This is a genomic window from Chitinophaga sp. 30R24 (assembly GCF_049056765.1).
In the GTDB taxonomy this organism is placed as follows: Bacteria; Bacteroidota; Bacteroidia; order Chitinophagales; family Chitinophagaceae; genus Chitinophaga.
Genome location: NZ_JBJGXX010000003.1, coordinates 411,911 through 430,831 on the forward strand (window position 1 = coordinate 411,911; position 18,921 = coordinate 430,831).

An 18,921-nucleotide genomic window follows, 5' to 3' on the forward strand; every position below is an offset into this window, starting at 1 on the left:
GCTACTGCTAGCCGGTATCATTACTACAGCTTCATATCCTTGATGATACGTTGTATTTTTTCGTCCAGTTCAGCAGTTACTTTGTCGTAGTCGGCCACACTTTGTAATGGCGCATTTACGCTGAAATAGAATTTGATTTTTGGCTCGGTACCGGAAGGACGGGCAGAAATTTTACTGCCATCTGCCAATAGAAACTGCAGTACATTGGATTTGGGTAGGTCCAGTGTTTTAATTTCACCGGTTTTAATATCCCTGATCTGTTGCAGTTGGTAGTCGTACAGGGTTACTACCGGAGAGCCGTTGATGGCTGCTGGTGGATTTTCGCGGTAGCTACGCATCATATCAGCAATTTCTTCGGCGCCCTTCATGCCTTTTTTGGTGATAGACAGGAGGCTTTCTTTATAATAACCGTAACGGATATAGATATCAATTAGTTCTTCGAACAGCGTTTTGCCATGGTTGCGGGCAACGGCAGCCATTTCACAGATCATGGCAACGGAAGAGATAGCGTCTTTATCGCGCACATTGTTACCGATCATATAGCCATAGGATTCTTCTCCGCCGCAGATAAAATTTTCCTCCGGTTCTTTGCGGCGGATCAGGTCGGCGATCCATTTAAAGCCGGTCAGCACGTTGTAGCAGGTAATATTGTTTTTGGCAGCAAATACATCGATCAGGTCGGAAGTAACCACCGTTTTTGCGATGAAATCGTTTGGTTTAGCCAAACCGTTACGTTTGCGGGCTTCCACGATGTAGTTAAACAGCAGTACCCCGGTTTGGTTACCGTTCAGCAGTATCCATTCACCTTTGAGGTCTTTTACTGCCACACCTACACGATCAGCGTCGGGGTCGGTACCCAGTAGGATATCGGCATCCAGTTCTTTGGCCTTTTTGAGCCCCAGGCTCATGGCTTCCGCTTCTTCCGGATTAGGGTATACTACTGTTGGAAAGTTGCCATCCGGAGTGGCTTGTTCGTTTACAACGGTAACATTATCGAAGCCGTATAGTTTCAATAGTTCCGGTACTTGAGTGATGCCGGTGCCATGGATAGGCGTATATACAATTTTAAGGTCGTGTTGTTGTTGATTGATCTCCGGGTTAATGGACAGGCTGAGCAGCTCTTTGCGGTAAGCTTCATCCAATTCGTTGCCGATGAGGGTAATGTTGGCTTCTCCGCCGCTCCATTTCACCTCATCGATAGAGGCGATATTTTCTACTTCACGGATTACATTGCTGTCGTGTGGAGGCACCAGCTGGGCGCCATCGTTCCAGTAAGCTTTATAGCCGCTGTATTCTTTGGGATTGTGGGAGGCGGTAAGTACTACGCCGCCATTACATTGAAGGTAGCGGATAGTGAAAGACAGTTCTGGCGTAGGGCGCAGGCTTTCAAAGAGAAATACCTTGATTCCGTTGGCCGCAAAAACGTTGGCCACGGTTTCCGCAAAAAAGCGGGCATTATTACGGCTATCGTGGGCAATGGCCACGCTGATTTCACCTGTGAAGGCCTTTTTGAGGTAATTGGCAAACCCTTGGGTTGCCATACCAACGGTATATTTATTCATGCGATTGGTACCTACCCCCATGATACCCCGGAGGCCACCGGTTCCAAATTCGAGGTTACGGTAAAAAGCATCGGTGAGATCATCGGGGTTACCTTCCTGCATTTTCTTTAACGTGGCAACGGTTTCAGCATCATAGTTTCCGTTGAGCCATTGCGCTACTTTGTTTTGAATATTTATATCCATGGTGTTTTTTTTATAAGCCGTAATTGCTTAATATAGGTTGTAAAATAAAAATAAAAAACTGAATGTGTGAAATTCCCCTTGCCAAAAAACATTGAAAATCGTCTGTAATGGTTAATTTTGCGGCTATGAGGCGGTATGAAGATACTTATAAACAAAAAGGATTACGCAGACAGTTAGTAGATAGTATACGTCAGAAGGGGATTACAGATGAGAACGTACTGGCGGCTATCGGTAATATTCCCCGGCATTTCTTCCTTGATACGGCATTTGAAAGTATAGCATATGATGATAGGGCCTTCCCGATAGGGGAGGGACAAACAATTTCGCAGCCCTACACCGTAGCCTATCAAACGCAGTTGCTGGAAGTAAAACCCTACGAAAAAGTCCTTGAAATCGGTACCGGCAGTGCCTATCAGGCCTGCGTGCTAGCCGAATTGAAAGCTAATGTATTTACTATTGAACGGCAGCGTAAGCTGTTCGACCAGGTGAAGGCCTTTCCTTTTAAGGCGCAATACCCGAATTTACGTTTCTTTTATGGAGATGGCTATGAAGGCCTGTCTACTTATGCCCCTTTCGATAAAATACTGGTTACTGCCGCTGCGCCGTATATCCCTGAAAAATTAGTGCAGCAGTTGAAGCCGGGCGGCAAAATGGTAATCCCCGTTGGTGGGCATGAAGTGCAGCGCATGTTACGGATTACCCGCGTTAGTGAAACGGAAACGGAACAAGAGATTTTTGATAACTTTTCCTTTGTACCGATGCTGGCTGGCAAACAATAAGGTTATTTCATATAATTTTTTGGATTGTCCTGATACGTTTCAAGTATCAGGACAATCACTTCTATAATCGGCCGTTGTTTTCTTTAGGCTTGTCTTTGTCTTCTTCTTTATCTTTATCGTCGTCGTCCTGTTGTTTTTTCTTCTTAAACAGGTTAGGGTCCATTTTGCCGAAACGGTAGCGGATACTCAACCGGACAAAGCGGGTTGTTCTTTTGCGGTCGTAATCCTGGATAAAGGTACTGGTTGCATAATGGGAGCTGAATTGTTGGGAGTTGAGTATATCCGAAACACTCAGAGAGGCTACCAGGGCCTTTGTTTTAAGGAACTCCTTACGGATGCCTAGGTCCATGCCATTCATGGCTTTAAAGGTCCCCTGGGGCTGTATCCTGGGTGAACGGAAATGTCCGCTGAGCTCTACACTAAACCTGGCGGGCAAACGAAGCTGGGTATTACCGTTTAAACCATAGCTGAAATTTTCATTATTAATAGTCGCCCCGGTAAGACGGTTGTATTCCAGGTTGAGGTTGGCCCATACTTTCCATCGCTTGGTAATATTCAGGCTGTAAGACATATTGGCGCCCACATTCTGCTGGGTTGCCAGGTTCATGGGCTTGGTAGTGGTAATGCCAGATGCTGTATCCAGCGTACTGATACGGTCGATGTTATCGTTGGTTTGTGCGTAATAAGTGCTGGTGCTCAGGTAATTATTGGAAGAGGGATAATATACCGAATAACTGAGCTCGAATTTATGGGACAACGCAGGTTTTAGATCCGGGTTACCAGTGCGGATGTTCTGTGGGTCTGAGTTGTTGATATAAGGTAGCAATTGATCAAAACCAGGACGGTCTACCCGGGTAGAGTAATTGAACACCAGGCTCTGGTTCTGGTTTTTGGGCATATTATATTTCAGGAATACGCTGGGAAAAAGATTAAAGTAGTGGTTGTTTACCGTTGTGTCTTGCGTAATGGAGTAGCCTTTCAGCTGCGATTGTTCTGCGCGTACGCCTACCTGATAGCCCAGGTTACCGAAAGCATTGGCAAAGTTTACATAACCGGCGTAAATATCTTCTTCATAATTATATTGGTTAGACAGGGTAGGACTGATCACGAAATCTTTTTGGGTCCAGTCAAAAAGGGATGCCGTATAGTCGTTGTCGATATACCGCAACGTGGTTTTTACGCCTGCTTCCAGTTTACCTTTTTTACCAACAGGAGAGGTATAGTCCGACTGTATATTCCAGAAGCGGTTACCGTTTTTACCGGCATTGTTTTGCCTGTTTGCATTAGGCAGTGTATCTATTCCTACGATGTGATATTGGGTATTATAATTACTGCTACTGATGCTGCTATTGTTACTGTAACTGATATAGGCTGTTAGCTCCTGGTTCTGTTTATTAAAAGTATGTTTATAGTTTAGGTTAGTGTTGTTATTATTATTTTGACTGCGGCCGCTGTTATTACGGTCGCCATAGCGAAGGGTTTGTTTTTTATTGTCCATGTAGTTGAGGTAGATGTTATCTCCGTTGCTACTATGATTATAATTAAGGCCCTGAGAAACCGTGAAGGTATTATGGTCGTTGAGGAAGTAGTCGAAGCCCCACTTGGCGCCGTTGTTACCATTATTGTTCTGGTTGCGGTTCGACTGCGAAAAGTATTGTGTGTTAGTACTGTCTGGTACCAGGTTCTGGCGGTAGCTGAAACCGCTGCCGGTAATATGTTCATACCGTCCGTTGTAGTTGCCGAAAAAGTTAAAGCGTTTGAGGCGTAGGTTGGCGTTGATGCCGCCGCTGGCCTCCCCGCGGGTGGCGGCACCCATGTTAACCATTACATTATACCCGATAGCTTTGTCTTTTTTCAGTACGATGTTGATGATACCACCGCTGCCATTGGCTTCATATTTTGCAGAGGGGTTATTGATTACTTCTACCCGGTCTATACTTTCTGCCGGGATCATCTGCAGCGCTGTTTTAGCATCTCCGAAGGGAGAAGGTTTGCCATCCACATAGATGGTAACGCTTTTGCCGCGGAGGGTAATGTTATCATCGATATCTACATCTACGCTGGGAATATTTTTTAGTACATCCGTTCCCGTTCCTCCTGCTGCATTGATCATGCTGCCGGCGTCAAATACCTGGCGGTCTATCTGCATAGAGAAGGCAGGTTTCTCTGCTTTTATTTCTACTGTGTTTAATACTTTGCCTGCGGCCTGCAGGTGCAAAGTGCCCGCGAAGGTATTTTTCCCTTCTGTTACCCGGACAGCTTTCTGCGATTTTTCATATCCCATGAAAGTAACGCGCAATACGTAAATGCCGGGAGCGATATTATTAAAGGTAAAAGCGCCGGCGGGAGTAGTATATGCGCCGGTTACCATGGAAGAATCTGTTTGTTTGAGTAATACTACAGAAGCGTATTCAATAGGTTTTCCGGAGGCAACATCTGCTACTTTTCCCGTAATACTAGGGGGAACAGATGTTGTCGTTTGTGCGTTAACGTTATATAACGACGTAACAAACAACACGGCCATGAGTGAAAGATAATTTCGCATGCGTGGATATAGCAACTTAATGATTCAGTGATACAACAACAGCATAAAAGTAATGGGCAGATGTTTAAACATTCACGAATTATGATGAGTGGTAGCTAAAAAAACATGGCCGGCAGAAGTGCAGTAGCACTTCTAACCGGCCCGTGGTTTGCATTCACCTTCTTCAGTATGCTTTTAGAAAGGTTGCATGGGATCGCCCATTTGCATGTCGTTATTACCCTGGTCTTTCTTTTTCTTTTTAAACAGTGCAGTATCGAACTTACCGAAGCGGTAGCTGAAATTCAGTTTCAGCACACGGGATTCACGTTTACGGATATAGTCCTGTGCGAACTCCGGAGATGCCTGATTTAGCTCGTACTGGCGGGTATTGAAGATGTCGGACAGGCTGAGTGTAAGCGAGGCCGCTTTGTTTTTCAGGAAGTCTTTTTTTACTGCGATATCTACCGTGCTGAATCCTTTGATAGTACCCTGGGCAGAGGAAGGGATCTGGTTAAATCCGCCGCCGCCGCCGCTACCACGACCGCCACCGCCGTTACCGCTGGATGCTGGCAGTGCAATGGTAGGCGCCTGGTAGGTACCATTTATTTGCACGGTGAAATTGGCAGGTAGCTTGGTTTCTGAGTTGATTTTAGCAAACCAGCTGAAGCCATTGTTATCAAAGTTTTGCCCGTTTGCGTTCACCTTCATATCTGTTTGATACAGGTTTACGTTGGTGGTGAGATCCCATCCTTTGATGATCTGGTTTTTCATCGTGAGCTCTGCACCATAGGAGTTGCTTCTGTTAGCGTTGATATACTGTGTGAGCAGTGTATCTGCACCAATTGGCGTGCTGATGGTAGAGATCATATTATTAGTATTCCGGAAGTAAACACTACCCAGGAAATTGCTGTTAGCCCAGTTTTTTACGTAAGAGAACTCAAGACTGTTGGTGTATTCCGGTTTCAGGTTAGGATTGCCTTCTTTCTGGTTCTGTGGATCGCTGTAATCGCGGTACGGGATCAGTTGGAAGAAGTTTGGCCGGTTTACCCTGCGGGAATAGTTCAGTTGAAGTTCCTGGTCGTGTTTCAATTTTTCTGAGAGGAACAGGCTGGGGAACAGGCCAGGTACTGCTTTGGTAGGCTTGTACTTGGCGCCTTCATTTTCTCCGGAATAAACATATTGTTCAACTCTTAACCCGCCTTGATAACCAAAGTTGCCGATAGTGCTGGCAAAGTTGGCATAACCGGCATATATTTCTTCGTTGTATTTGTAGTTGTTAGAGAGTTGTGGGTTGAAGATATAATTACCGCCGATGGTATCTTTATCGTATACATTATAGATGCTGGTGTAGTCGCGCAAAGTAGCTTTGGCGCCCAGTTCCAGTTTACCGTTCTTTCCAATGGGATTGGCGTAATCTGTCTGGAACGTCACAAAGGTGGTTTTGCCGTCGGTGGTATTATTTTGCCGCGTTGGTTGTCCGAGTGCAACGCCCAGTGGGCTTTGAGCCTGTGTGATGTAATCGCCGCTACGGTTATTATCGCTTTTGTTATAGTTAACATCGGCAGTCCACTCTTTGTTAGGTTTCGCATAGCTATGCTTGAAACTCAGGGTGGTGGTATAGTTGTGGAAGCTAAAGTTGTTATTGTTCAGGCGGTCGCTATTACCGGTCACCTCGTGGTTTTTATCAGAGAAGGTGCTGGCCAGGTCTTCACTGTTTTTGAAATCGCCGGCTACAATACTTTGGGCCACAGAAATGGTGTTCCGGTTGTCGATCATATAATCGAATCCGAAGCGGCCAAACTGGAACAGTGGTTGAGTTTTGCTGTTGCTGCGCTGGAACAGGTAGTTAGTATCTGCCAAGGCGCCATCACGATAGTTGCTGCGGTTGGTGGTACCATCTGCCCAATTGTGGTTGGAGTTGATGTTGTAGTTGGCAAATACATTGAATTTACCTTGGCGGATGTTGATGTTGCCGCCGCCATTATATTTGCTGCCAGTGCCTATACCTGCGTTCACGGCGCCATTGAAGCCTGCTTTACGGTTTTTCTTCAATACAATGTTCAGGATACCGGACATGCCTTCAGCATCATATTTAGCAGAAGGGTTGGTCACCAGTTCAATACTTTCAATCGCATCGGCTGGTATCTGGTCCAGGGTGAGGGTAGACGGTTTACCATCTACAAAGATGTTAGGAGAAGCATTGCGTACGGTAACGTTACCATCCAGGTCTACGTTTACTGCAGGCACGCTTTTCAATACGTCTTGTGCTGTTCCGCCTACGCTGCTGAGATTTCTGTCTACGTTAAACACCTTCTTGTCGATGCCCATCTGGAAGGCGCTTTTCTGTCCGGTGATTTCTACGCTGTTCAGTGTTTTTACGTTCTGTTGTAGTTTGATGTTACCAAGGTCTTGTTCCATGGTTTGACCTGTAATCATCACTTTTTTCTGCACACTCGTATAGCCCATGAAGTTAATGCGTAGTATCATTGGGCCAAACGGAAGATTTTCCAGGCTGAAATCACCATTGGATTTAGTGAGAATACCTGTTACCAGTGAGGAATCGCGTTGCTTTAATAAAGTGACGGAAGCATATTCGATCGGTTTACCGGTTTGGGCATCTATTAATTTGCCATATAGGTGGCCGATTTGCGGTATGTTGGGTCTTCCCTGTTGTCCTTGTCCCTGCCTGGGGCTTGGTGTTGTTGGCGCCTGCGCATGGGTATGTATCTGCCACAGGAGCAAACCGGCAAGAACGGCGTAGCATTTTTTCATCCTTATTGTTTTTTATCCGGACTTTCTAATCAGATTGGGACAAATGTACCAGAGAGTAGGTATGAATGGTTTAGGATTGTGATGAGTGGAGTTATTATCCAGAGGAAATTACAAATATGAGCGCTAAGAGGTCTTAACAGTAGTTAACAGAGTTGACTTTAGAAACCTATTTAACAGTAGTTAACAAGGATACTACTGTTAAATAGTGATGACGAATTTGTGTTTTAAAATTGTTTTTAGGATAACAGGGCAATCACCATGGCCACTATGCCGGTAATAAATCCAGTGGCGGCGCCTAGTAGCTTAAACTGCCTTAACTCCTGGTGGAACAATTGATGGGCGTGCGCGTCGAGCTTTTCTGCAGCAATGCCGGCTATCTTTTCTGCCACTATTTTTTCCAGGTCCAGGTCTTGCTGTACCTCATCAAGGTATTTGCTGATTATTTCAGGGAAGAGGCTATCCAGTTCTGTTACCAGATGGGATTTGATCTGATTAATGGTACTGTCGCCAATAAACATGGAGAGCACCGGCATGGCTTTAGGTAACCGTTCCCGCAGAAAGCTGTCGAGATGGGCTTCTACCAGCGGGATAATATTTTTGATCTTTTGGGGATCGGTCAGTTTGGTTTTGATGGCTTCAAAAGAAAATAACTCACGGCCCACCAGTGCTCCCAGTGCCTTTGCCAGCGCTGCTTGCCTTTTGGGCAGGATGCCTTGAATGGAAATAAAGCCTAACCTGACGGGTTTATATGGACGGAATAGCAAAGTAATGGCTAAACTATTGAGTAACCAACCAATGGCGGCAGCAAAGAAGGGAAGCAAAAAGAACATTGTGTATGGGTAAATTTTTACAAATGTAGAAATTCACATGTCAAATCTTATATTTTCATTATTTTAATAAGATAAGGGATATATCCTATTTCTCACAGAAAAGTTCAACTCTTATTGGAGCAGTAGTATCTGAAAACAAAAAAGGCTTCTTGTTACAGAAGCCTTTTTTGTTTTTGGGTGACTGAGGGGTCTCGAACCCCCGACCCTCAGAACCACAATCTGATGCTCTAACCAACTGAGCTACAGTCACCGTTTAGTCCCCGTTTTTTGGGAGTGCAAATATAAGAGAAAGTTTTGTTAACAAAGAAATTTTTTATGAAGTATTTTTTAAGTGAGATTTTAGATGAGGTTGATGTGATGGCCAGGCTAATTTTTGTAACCAGTTTGCAGGATTATTGTAAAAAACGAAAAGGCTTCTTATTACAGAAGCCTTTTCGTTTTTTGGGTGACTGAGGGGTCTCGAACCCCCGACCCTCAGAACCACAATCTGATGCTCTAACCAACTGAGCTACAGTCACCGTTTTATCTTTATTAGTGTGTAAAGATCCTTTGTTGGGAGTGCAAAGATAAGTGAAACTAGTTTTAAATTCCAAATACTTGCAAGAAAAATTTCAATATATTATATATAAATAGTTTTCTACAGATGAAAAATATACCTTACCATAAGATAATCGGTCTGTTCCGTGCCTAACAAGCCATTACCTTCACAGGAAATTGTGGTATCAAGAAGCATCAGCTTTTAAACATGCCTGGTGCTTGTACAGAAACTATCGAAGCACCAGGCATAATCGGGGGATATTAACACATCACTACGCGGTATGCCATTCCTCAACCGTCAGCACATCGGCCTGACGCGGAAAAACTTTGGTGGTCAGTACGCGGTGCACTTCCTCATCGCCGTCTGCGCAGCAGTCGGCCAGTACGGTTAAGCGATAATCCTTATCGGCAGCTTCCCGCAAGGTGGATAAAACTACTCCGCTGGTAGCTATACCTGTCATAACCAAGTGCTGAATGCCGTAAGCTCGTAAAACAACTTCCAGGTCGCTGCCGGTAAATGCGCTGACACGCCGCTTGGTAACCACAATTTCATCAGCTTGCGGTTTTAAATCTTCATGAACCTTCATAAATTCAGCCATGTTAACGCTTGCGAATCGTTCCTTACCGGCGGCGAAAGCTTTATTGCTCAGACTGAGTTCTGGTGCACCCTGCCGGAAACCAACCACTACGTAGATAATCGCAATTTTCTGGTCGCGCGCTTTCGCAATAGCTTTGGCTGTATTGTTCAGGATAGTTGCTGCGTCGGGCAACATGGCTACGATACCCACCTGCATGTCCATAATTAGGAGGGCCGTGTTATTCTGTTGTTCCATGTGGTTAATTTATTTTAGTGATGAAAAAGGGGGTGTTGCTGTAATGGGGTATTCAGGCTTACTTTTATACAACAGCTTGCCAAATAATACGGCGATTAATACCGCTAAGATGCCTTGGCCAAGCATGGTGAGTGGGGCGCCTATTTTCTGAGAGATGGTGCCAATCAGCAAGCTGCCCAGCGGCATCATGCCGAAATATGCCATCGCCACGTAGCTCATAACCCGACCCCGCATGTGGGTAGCGGTTTCCGTTTGGATGATAGTAATACTAGCCGACATGGGCGTGAGGGATCCCAAACCGACTATAATGGCCAACGGCAGTGCAAGCGGGAAAGAGGTGGCGCGTGAAAACAGCACTAGTCCCGTGCCCAGCACAACAATACTGCCCAGCAGGAACTTCCGGAGATCAGCGCCTCTTTTGGTTGAAGCCAGAAAAAAAGTACCGCCCAGTGCACCCAGCCCGATAGCGCCGGTAATATAGCCATACGTAGCGGCATTGCCTTCAAAAATGGCTTTGGCAAAAACCGGCACCAGGGTGTCATAAGGTAAAATCAGCAAGCTAAGGCATACCAGCAAGATAATCAGCATGGCAATACCGCGGGTTTGTTTCAGATAGTGGAAGCCTTCAGCCAGTTCGGCAGTAGCCTTTTTCTTTACCGCCGATGGTACGAAAGGAGGAAAGTGCATCAGTAGCAGGGATGTGATGACCGCCAAAAAGCTCATGGCGTTGATGGTAAAACAAATGCCGGCGCCAAATTGCTGCAGAACGATACCCGATAAAGCCGGGCCAACCAGCCGGGCCAGGTTTACCATAGCGGAATTGAGTGAAATGGCATTAGCCAGATCTTCTTTATTGTTGACCATCTCGTGCACCATCGGCTGCCGGGCCGGGACGTCGAAGGCGTTGATAATGCCTAAAACGGCGCCCAGCGAGAGTATTTCCCAAATAACATAGTGACCGCTCAGTACCAAGACTGCCAGCAAAATGGCCTGCAACATGGAGGCGGTTTGCGTAATCAGCAATATTCTGTAACGACTGTAACGATCGGCAACTACGCCCCCTGCCAACGATAGCAAAAAAGAGGGGAACTGCTGCGCAAACATGGCAAGGCCGATCATGGCGGCAGAATGGGTTAACGAGTAGATAACCCAGATAATGGCCGTCCGTTGCATCCAGGTACCGATTTGGGAAACAGACTGCCCGGCAAAAAACAAAGCATAGTTCCGGTTCCGGAATGCGCGGAAAGTATCTCTGGTTCGTTCGTTTTTCATATTTTCGTTTAGACAATATTGTCATTTTGTCGAAATAGGGCTAAAAAAATTAATGCTTTAGCCCGTACATGGCCATGCGGGTAAACGTATTTACTGCAGGCACAACCTTTTCAGAATCACTTTCCAAATCCAGTTCGCGCTTTAATCCACGCAGGCTGCTAAGCAGTACCAAGATGAGCACCTCCAGTTCTGAAGCTGACATCTTACGCAGTTCGCCTTTGTTCATGCCATCCGTGAGCAATTGCTCCAGCAAAGTGCTTTCCTGCCGGATAATCAGATGATGATGAACAACCTTAGTTTTATTGAAATTGGATAGGGCCTCAGCATCCATACCTACGTCGAGCATCTTAAAAAAAGCTCTTTTTTCACGAAGTACCTCCAGTTTGGTGAGAAAGAAAGCACGAAGTTTTTGTTCAATGCCGGATGCCTGATCAACAGCGTGGGTCATTGCTGTCAGCATTTCACGAATTTCTATCATTACAACCGCATCGAAAATTTCATCCTTACTTTTATAATAGTAATAAAGTGAGCTCCGGCCTTTGCCGATTGCTTTAGCTATATCATCCATCGTCACCTTAGCTAAGCCATATAGCTGGAACAAGCGTTTAGCCACCGCCAGAATCTGTTGCTGCATTAAATCTTCTTTAGTATACATGCTCGCCGGCATAAGGGAGGAATTTTAGTAATACAAGAGTAGGTTATTTTAGACAATTGAACAAAAAATGTTGAAACGTTTTCTATTGATATGATTTTATTTTTACAATTCCGTTTTTAGTTGCAGAGTTGGGCGACGGGATTGCATGCCCGCAATCACAAGTTGTATATGAACTGTTCTTAGATAGCCTCTTAGATATTATTTAGGATGCCTATCTTTATTGCTGCTATAAGGAGTTTGCTTTTACAGGCATTGGACTTTTTACATTAAAATAAATAAAGGCCTACTTGAAATTGTTTGGTTTCCTGTCTGAATCTACTATTATGGCCTCTTTAACGGCTGTAATAAATACGATTTTTAAAATGAAATTAGCACTTAAGCGGCCGCTGCCAACGGCCTGATAACAGGCTTTATTATCTTTGAAAAAAGAAGTTTCAAAATTCTTTGTGGGTTTTGTTCAGGTGTGGAAAAGATGTATCTTTGCGGACTTTCCCATTCCATTCCCAGTTTTATAATTGTTTGATTATCAGTTGAATGTTGTTTAGGACGGCGCCTTAACTGGGCTGTTTTAGTGTGTTTTAATGCTTTAGAGAGAGGAAATGTTAACCAATACGAAATATTAACAATTAGCGATTACTGCCAACGAATATTTATTATAAGTATTTAATTTTAATTGTGTATACATTATGGATCAGCTTAAACTGAAATTGCAGGAGTATTATCAGCGTTACCAACAAATGGATCAACGGGTGAAGCCTGGAAAGGAGGAGCCTGGCTTTGAGGACGTGATGGACATGGAAAATGATATTTTATCACAGTTTGGATTACCTACCTCACGGCGTTTTGTGCAAATTTTGCACGATTTTGTGCATCATGGCCACGTAAGCGATCAGTTGTTGGACTATGTGAGTAAAAAGCTGCGTGCAGCCGCCCGTAAATACCTGCTTGCCCCAGTTATGTCCGATATCGATCTTTTGGAAAGTGCCCGTGAGCAGAAACGTAGCCCTTATGATGTATTGCCAGAGTTGGGGTATCCTGCGCAGGAATATGCACTTTTTCTATTGGGAGAGCTCTTCTACAAACGGAATATGGCAGCCGGAGATATATTGGATGAACTAAAAAAGATGCAGCATTTTGATAGTTGGAATGATCTGATGCTGTTAAGTAAAATACATAACCATACTACGCATGAGCTGTATGCCAAGCTGAAAAAGCAAGAGCTGCGCTTTATTGATGAGTTTATACCATTTACCCGCCGCCAGGAACCGGATAGGTTGGTTAACAAACGGGCTACCCCTCTGGAAGAAGGGTATACCCCTAATTATAAAACGATTACGAAAGTACAAGTAGAAGACATCATTTTTGATGAACAAACTACTCCTAGTTTATTCGGAAAAATTAAGAGTGGTAGAGGATACTCCCGTATTACTATCAGCCTTGAGTTTTCTGAGCTTAACCAAATACTGATGAGCAGCGATGAACTGGGTATGGAAATCAGTAACCATATCAAAAAGCGCCTCGCTAACCCTTCTGCAGAAAAGCCAACAGTGATAGATATACGGGCAGAGTTCGGCGACGTATTAAAGCTAGACAACTGTTACCTGGAAGTTTATAAACCACAGCACCGTAAAGGCAATAAATGGGTGGAAGACAAGGATAATTTCTATTTTGTAGATAAGATCCTTACCAAGAAAGAATTTGAAAAACGGACCAAAGAAGCGGAAGTAAAACGTAAAATACAAGAATGCCTGGAACTGATAGGCGGATCTTATGTTTATTATCAACGTTTACGCCGCTTAGGCATTACAGATGATGAAGCCAAGCTGCGCGCTGGTTTACAGGATGAATTGCTGTTTAAATTGTCTTACTTTTTGAATAAGGTGAAAGAATAAATCTGGGATTTAGTTATTTTGTTACCTGGTTATATTATCGCAATAACCAGGTAACAAAATATCAAATCTCTTTTTATCATGGAAGAACTTTCACTCGGCGTTGGCTCCAGAGTACAGCACGCACATTTTGGTCCCGGTGTAATTGTAGCGGTTAAATATGCCCAATACCGGGTTACCTTTATGGATCATGGCATTAAAATGATCGACAAAACAGATCCCCTCTTTGAAGTATTGGTAGCAGAAAATACCACCCCCGAAGTAGAAACAGCGTCTGATGTAGAAACCTCTTTGTTAAAGATCCTGCGACTGTGGGGAGGCATTACAGAAGTAGTATCCTTAGGCGATCGCTGGAAAAATGGCACCCTGATTCTGCAACCCGGAGATCCTGCATTAAAGCCCAAGGAACTGCCTATAGACACTTTCTTTCATAAAATTGTGATGCTGCGTGACCGGCTTCGTGTGCTTGAACAAAACATCAATAGCCATAAGGTGCTTACAGATGAAGAAAAGATCAACCTCCAACAGTACATTACCCGCATTTATGGCTCACTGACCACTTTCAACGTATTGTTCAGGGATAAAGAACATTGGTTTACCGGAGAGAAAAGCGGCAACGACTAATATGCGTTTATCTGGTAGATCTGTTCCAGCTCCCAGCGGTATGCTTCCAGTGAGTGGTGCAGGAAAATGTTTTTACCATCGAAAATAAATTTTTCGTCGTATCCCTTTACTGGATAGAGTACTACCGGCGTACCTGCCGGAGTATAGTTATGGCTGGGAGCAAATGAAGGCCGTTGATACTCCGGCAATATCTTTTTTACGCGTTTGTAGGCTACCTTGCCCAATATCTTTTGCATACGCCGCGCAGCTATCCGGGGAGGGCGGTTTAAACGGCTGTACATATACCCCAAGGCGGTACGTACGGGCCATTTTTGGTGCTTAAGGGTACCCTTTACATGAGCGAAGGGATTAATGGACGGGAAGTCTTTCGAGGTTTGCAGGGAGAAGGGCGTTTCCGGTACCCAGTCGCGGGTATTTACAATGCGCATAGCCCAGCCGCCCCGGTTCAGGTAATCAAAATCATAAGCGTAGTTTGTGTTACCGGGCTTGGGTGCGGCACTGGCATACGTTTTAAACACCAGGTCTTTAGGCAGCTCCGGTGTATACGCCAGGTAAGAGCGTAACAACAGGCTGATTGCGCCGCCCTGGCTATGACCAAAGATGATATATTCGTGTATCCCCTGGCGATAATATTCTTTTATTTTCCGGATGATTTCCGGGCCAATTGCAGCTACCCCCAGCATCCAACCGGCATGCACATACGCCAGGGTGTCTGCTGCTACTTTATAGGGTACTATGGTACTGTCGTTGAGATGTACAACACCATAGGCCGGGATCATACCAGCATAAAAATTTTCCAGCCATGAGGTAGCAGTGCCATTAGTGCCCCGGATTACGATAATGCCAACGCTATCCTGTCGTTGCCACAGGTCCCAGCGGTTTTGTAAACCGGTTTCTTTAGAGCGGTAAATGAGCGAGTAACTGATTGGCAACTTACTTTTTACTTTCGTCCAGGGGGTATCTGCCAATCGTTCGGCTAATTTTAATAGTTCACTATACTCTTGAGGGTTGAAATTAGGGGAAAGATGTTGGGCATGGGAATTATTTCTTCCGAAAAAGAAAATTAGAAAACACATTAGTGAAATACGAATCGCCATAGATAAAAAACAATTGCTAGCCATGAATGATAAATGAAATGCAAGTAAAACGGTTTCATGTTATGATAAAATAAAACAATTCGTCTTGTTGCATTGTTTTAAATCCGTTTAACTTTCAAGCCTAAATTACTTTAAATATGGCAAAGAGAATTGAGCACGATTTCCTTGGAGAGAAGGAAATACCACAAGATGTTTATTACGGCATCCAAACCTTGCGTGCAATTGAAAACTTTCATATTACCGGTATTCAGCTGAAAGAAGAACCTATATTCGTACAGGCATTGGGTTATGTAAAGAAAGGAGCAGCTATGGCTAACCGCGACCTGGGCGTACTGGATAAAAATATTGCAGCATATATCATTAAGGCTTGCGACCGCGTAATTGCCGGCGAATTCAATGATCAGTTTCCGAGCGACCTGATTCAAGGTGGAGCCGGTACTTCTGTAAACATGAATGCCAACGAAGTGATTGCCAATGTAGCACTTGAAATGATGGGCAAGGAGAAGGGACAGTACGAATTTTGCCATCCGAACAACCATGTTAATTGTTCTCAGTCTACCAACGATGCTTACCCTACTGCTTTTCGTATAGCCCTGATCAATAAGCTCACGGGTTATAAGGCTACGCTGGGAGAATTGGCAGATGCCTTTGGTGCTAAGGGGGAAGAATTTAAAGACGTACTGAAAATGGGACGTACCCAGTTACAGGATGCAGTGCCTATGAGTATGGGCGACGAGTTCAAGGCTTTTGCTACCAATCTCAATGAAGAATTAGCAAGGGTGGAAGAAAGTAAAAGGTTGATCTCAGAAATAAACATGGGTGCTACTGCTATTGGAACCGGTGTAAATGCCCCGGAAAGTTATTCACTGCTAGTAACAAAATACCTGGCAGAGATTACTGGTTTAGACCTGGTGCTGGCAAGGGATTTAATTGAAGCCACCTATGATGCCGGCGCTTATGTACAACTATCTGGCGTACTTAAACGTACCGCCGTGAAAGTATCCAAGATCTGTAATGATTTACGTTTATTGTCCTCAGGGCCACGGGCAGGACTAAACGAAATTAATTTGCCGTCTATGCAGCCCGGGTCTTCTATTATGCCGGGAAAGGTAAATCCTGTGATACCTGAGCTAGTTAATCAAACTGCCTTTTATGTAATTGGCGCAGACCTTACCGTTACCATGGCAGCAGAGGCAGGACAGCTGCAACTCAATGTAATGGAGCCGGTATTGGCTTTTGCGTTGTTCACTTCTATCACTTACATGAACAATGCGTGCAAAACATTAAAGGATAAATGTGTGGTGGGTATTACCGCTAATGCAGAACATACTAAATCAATGGTGATGCAAAGCATTGGCATAGTAACCCAGTTAAATCCTATTATTGGTTACGAAAAATGTTCTGCCATTGCCCGCGAAGCCCTACAAACGGGTAAGTCGGTGCATGACCTGGCTGTAAAGGAAAAGAAATGGGTAACACAGGAAAAGTGGGATGAGATCTACACCTTCGACAACCTTATCAGACCAAAGTTTATCCAATAAAATATATGCGTTCAGGTAGCCATGGTTACCTGAACGCGTGCTCGCCCATCCCCAAGGCGCCATCAGTTTGCTGAATCCTGGCAGTAATCTACTACTGTAGGTTTTACAACTGGTATTCATTATCTTCCGGTATACTTTTCTTCATATGATCTGGTTACAATTCGCAATTTTGCTGGGAGCTATCCTGTTAGGGGCCCGCATGAAGGGCATAGGGTTAGGTGTGATGGGTATGGTGGCATTGGCTATTTATATTTTTGTTTTCAGGATGCGTCCTGCGGAGCCACCTATAGATGTAATGCTGATCATCCTGGCGGTAGTTACTACCGCGGCTACTTTGCAGGCTGCCGGCGGTATGGATTATCTAGTGAGGCTGGCAGAGAAAATCCTGCGTAGCAAACCTGCCCTCATTGTATTGTTAGGCCCTTTAGTGACTTACATTTTTACGTTATTTGCAGGCACTGCACATATTACCTATTCCTTATTGCCTATTATTTCTGAAGTATCTATCAAGAAACGTATCCGTCCTGAAAGGGCATTAAGTATCTCTGTAATAGCTTCCCACCTGGCCATAACGGCCAGCCCTATTTCTGCCGCTACTGCGGCTATGTTAACTATTTTAAACGGTAAGATAACGTTGTTGAATATATTAAAAGTATGTGTTCCTGCCACGTTGGTGGGGGTATTGGCAGGTGTAGTGGTATGTTGGAAAAAGGGAAAAGACTTGAATAAAGATCCACAGTTCCTGGAGAAGATGAAAGACCCGGAATTCGCTGAAAGTATTAATGCCGATGTGACATCTACACAGGCGCCGTTGTTGCCCGGTGCTAAAACTTCTGTACTTATTTTTGCCTTGGCCGTATTGTTTATCGTACTGGTTGGTGCCTTTCCTGCTATAGTACCTTCCTTTGGCCAAGGTGCTGGCAACCTGGCTGTAGATGCCTCAGGGCATATTAAAATGGCTGCTGTTATTGAACTGGTAATGCTGGCCGCTGCCGCCGCCATTATTCTTTGTTGTAAAACTACCACTACGGCTGTTGCCAAAGCCAGCTTATTTACTTCCGGAGGACAAGCGGTTGTATCTATTTTTGGTGTGGTATGGATGAGCGCCACTTTTATGCAGACCAACACAAGTATGATAGAACATACATTAGGTGACATGGTACGTTCTGCTCCCTGGACTTTTGCAATTGCGCTTTTTCTCCTGAGCATCCTGCTTTTCAGCCAGGCTGCTACTACCAAGGCGTTGATGCCGCTGGGCGTTTCATTAGGTATTATTCCGCCACATCTCGTGGCCATGTTCCCTGCCGTTAATGGTGATTTTGTGTTGCCTGGTTATCCTACACTGCTGGCAGCTATTAACTTTGATCGTACTGGGAGCACTCATATAGGTAGGTTTTTGGTGAACCATAGCTTTATGATACCAGGGCTGGTGAGTGTAGCCGTTGCCGTGGCAACAGGATTTTGGCTGATTGGAGTTTTAGGGTAGTAACAATATTATGGAATTGGGATAGCAGCAAATAAAATGGTGGCTGTGTGAATAGGAATGCTTAACCATTATATTTATACCACCTTTATTTATTTGTAAAAATATATATAGTATTGTTGTAAATTAATTTATAGGTAATATCTTTAACCTTCGTAAGTATAAAACTAAATTGTTAAGTTAATTCAAAATATGCCTATATCTATAATCATGTGATAATTTTATGCTGTTTTCTTTTAGTTACTCTCTGAAAGAAGATATCTAAAGAAAGTTTTGTAAAATACCTATATCATGAGTACACGCTAGTAAGTGTAGCTTTTTATCCTGCTTCGTTTTTCGT

13 protein-coding genes and 2 tRNA genes are annotated in these 18,921 nt (G+C 44.2%); 5 read left to right on the top strand and 10 right to left on the bottom strand.

Features of this window, described 5'->3' with window-relative positions:
* Positions 1-23: 23 nt before the first annotated feature.
* Complete coding sequence (locus tag ACDQ55_RS11875; RefSeq protein WP_420981609.1) at positions 24-1,745, bottom strand: phospho-sugar mutase; 1,722 nt, start codon at positions 1,743-1,745, stop codon at positions 24-26.
* 125 nt (positions 1,746-1,870) lie between these two features.
* Here ACDQ55_RS11875 and ACDQ55_RS11880 point away from each other — a divergent pair, with 125 nt between their 5' ends.
* Positions 1,871-2,524 (top strand): protein-L-isoaspartate(D-aspartate) O-methyltransferase, encoded by a 654-nt coding sequence (locus ACDQ55_RS11880; protein ID WP_420981610.1) that lies wholly within the window; start codon positions 1,871-1,873, stop codon positions 2,522-2,524.
* A 61-nt stretch (positions 2,525-2,585) separates the two neighbouring features.
* Here ACDQ55_RS11880 and ACDQ55_RS11885 read toward each other — a convergent pair whose 3' ends face one another.
* From ACDQ55_RS11885 to ACDQ55_RS11920, 8 genes are all read right to left on the bottom strand, one after another.
* Entirely contained in the window at positions 2,586-5,069 is a 2,484-nt protein-coding gene (locus tag ACDQ55_RS11885) for a TonB-dependent receptor domain-containing protein (protein ID WP_420981611.1), read from the bottom strand.
* A 174-nt stretch (positions 5,070-5,243) separates the two neighbouring features.
* Entirely contained in the window at positions 5,244-7,820 is a 2,577-nt protein-coding gene (locus tag ACDQ55_RS11890; RefSeq protein WP_420981612.1) for a TonB-dependent receptor domain-containing protein, read from the bottom strand.
* Positions 7,821-8,056: 236 nt separating this feature from the next.
* Positions 8,057-8,650: a DUF445 domain-containing protein gene (locus ACDQ55_RS11895; RefSeq protein WP_420981613.1), complete on the bottom strand. Its 594-nt coding sequence runs from the start codon at positions 8,648-8,650 to the stop codon at positions 8,057-8,059.
* A gap of 176 nt (positions 8,651-8,826) precedes the next feature.
* A tRNA-His gene (locus ACDQ55_RS11900) sits at positions 8,827-8,900 on the bottom strand.
* Between the two features lie 194 nt (positions 8,901-9,094).
* Positions 9,095-9,168, bottom strand: a tRNA-His gene (locus ACDQ55_RS11905).
* Between the two features lie 291 nt (positions 9,169-9,459).
* On the bottom strand, positions 9,460-10,020 hold the full coding sequence (locus ACDQ55_RS11910; protein ID WP_420981614.1) for a cysteine hydrolase family protein: 561 nt from the start codon (positions 10,018-10,020) through the stop codon (positions 9,460-9,462).
* A 9-nt stretch (positions 10,021-10,029) separates the two neighbouring features.
* Positions 10,030-11,292, bottom strand: a complete 1,263-nt coding sequence (locus tag ACDQ55_RS11915) for an MFS transporter (RefSeq protein ID WP_420981615.1) — start codon at positions 11,290-11,292, stop codon at positions 10,030-10,032.
* A gap of 49 nt (positions 11,293-11,341) precedes the next feature.
* Entirely contained in the window at positions 11,342-11,947 is a 606-nt protein-coding gene (locus ACDQ55_RS11920; protein WP_420981616.1) for a TetR/AcrR family transcriptional regulator, read from the bottom strand.
* 686 nt (positions 11,948-12,633) lie between these two features.
* On the opposite strand from ACDQ55_RS11920, the gene ACDQ55_RS11925 reads away from it, so the two are divergent.
* A complete protein-coding gene (locus ACDQ55_RS11925) occupies positions 12,634-13,839 on the top strand; it encodes a hypothetical protein (protein WP_420981617.1) in 1,206 nt (401 codons plus the stop codon).
* Between the two features lie 78 nt (positions 13,840-13,917).
* Positions 13,918-14,460 carry a hypothetical protein gene (locus ACDQ55_RS11930; RefSeq protein WP_420981618.1) on the top strand — a complete coding sequence of 181 codons (543 nt, stop codon included), beginning with the start codon at positions 13,918-13,920 and terminating at the stop codon, positions 14,458-14,460.
* On the opposite strand, the gene ACDQ55_RS11935 is transcribed toward ACDQ55_RS11930, so the two are convergent.
* Complete coding sequence (locus tag ACDQ55_RS11935; RefSeq protein WP_420981619.1) at positions 14,457-15,536, bottom strand: lipase family protein; 1,080 nt, start codon at positions 15,534-15,536, stop codon at positions 14,457-14,459. The genes ACDQ55_RS11930 and ACDQ55_RS11935 overlap by 4 nt on opposite strands.
* A gap of 158 nt (positions 15,537-15,694) precedes the next feature.
* Here ACDQ55_RS11935 and aspA point away from each other — a divergent pair, with 158 nt between their 5' ends.
* A complete protein-coding gene (gene aspA, locus ACDQ55_RS11940; protein ID WP_420981620.1) occupies positions 15,695-17,098 on the top strand; it encodes an aspartate ammonia-lyase in 1,404 nt (467 codons plus the stop codon).
* Between the two features lie 145 nt (positions 17,099-17,243).
* A complete protein-coding gene (locus ACDQ55_RS11945; protein ID WP_420981621.1) occupies positions 17,244-18,584 on the top strand; it encodes an anaerobic C4-dicarboxylate transporter family protein in 1,341 nt (446 codons plus the stop codon).
* Positions 18,585-18,921: the final 337 nt, after the last annotated feature.

Excerpts from the sequence above, each read along its gene's own strand:
- ACDQ55_RS11875 (WP_420981609.1), bottom strand. The coding sequence starts at position 1,745 with ATGGATATAAATATTCAAAACAAAGTAGCGCAATGGCTCAACGGAAAC.
- ACDQ55_RS11880 (WP_420981610.1), top strand. The coding sequence starts at position 1,871 with ATGAGGCGGTATGAAGATACTTATAAACAAAAAGGATTACGCAGACAG.
- ACDQ55_RS11885 (WP_420981611.1), bottom strand. The coding sequence starts at position 5,069 with ATGCGAAATTATCTTTCACTCATGGCCGTGTTGTTTGTTACGTCGTTA.
- ACDQ55_RS11890 (WP_420981612.1), bottom strand. The coding sequence starts at position 7,820 with ATGAAAAAATGCTACGCCGTTCTTGCCGGTTTGCTCCTGTGGCAGATA.
- ACDQ55_RS11895 (WP_420981613.1), bottom strand. The coding sequence starts at position 8,650 with ATGTTCTTTTTGCTTCCCTTCTTTGCTGCCGCCATTGGTTGGTTACTC.
- ACDQ55_RS11910 (WP_420981614.1), bottom strand. The coding sequence starts at position 10,020 with ATGGAACAACAGAATAACACGGCCCTCCTAATTATGGACATGCAGGTG.
- ACDQ55_RS11915 (WP_420981615.1), bottom strand. The coding sequence starts at position 11,292 with ATGAAAAACGAACGAACCAGAGATACTTTCCGCGCATTCCGGAACCGG.
- ACDQ55_RS11920 (WP_420981616.1), bottom strand. The coding sequence starts at position 11,947 with ATGTATACTAAAGAAGATTTAATGCAGCAACAGATTCTGGCGGTGGCT.
- ACDQ55_RS11925 (WP_420981617.1), top strand. The coding sequence starts at position 12,634 with ATGGATCAGCTTAAACTGAAATTGCAGGAGTATTATCAGCGTTACCAA.
- ACDQ55_RS11930 (WP_420981618.1), top strand. The coding sequence starts at position 13,918 with ATGGAAGAACTTTCACTCGGCGTTGGCTCCAGAGTACAGCACGCACAT.
- ACDQ55_RS11935 (WP_420981619.1), bottom strand. The coding sequence starts at position 15,536 with ATGTGTTTTCTAATTTTCTTTTTCGGAAGAAATAATTCCCATGCCCAA.
- aspA (WP_420981620.1), top strand. The coding sequence starts at position 15,695 with ATGGCAAAGAGAATTGAGCACGATTTCCTTGGAGAGAAGGAAATACCA.
- ACDQ55_RS11945 (WP_420981621.1), top strand. The coding sequence starts at position 17,244 with ATGATCTGGTTACAATTCGCAATTTTGCTGGGAGCTATCCTGTTAGGG.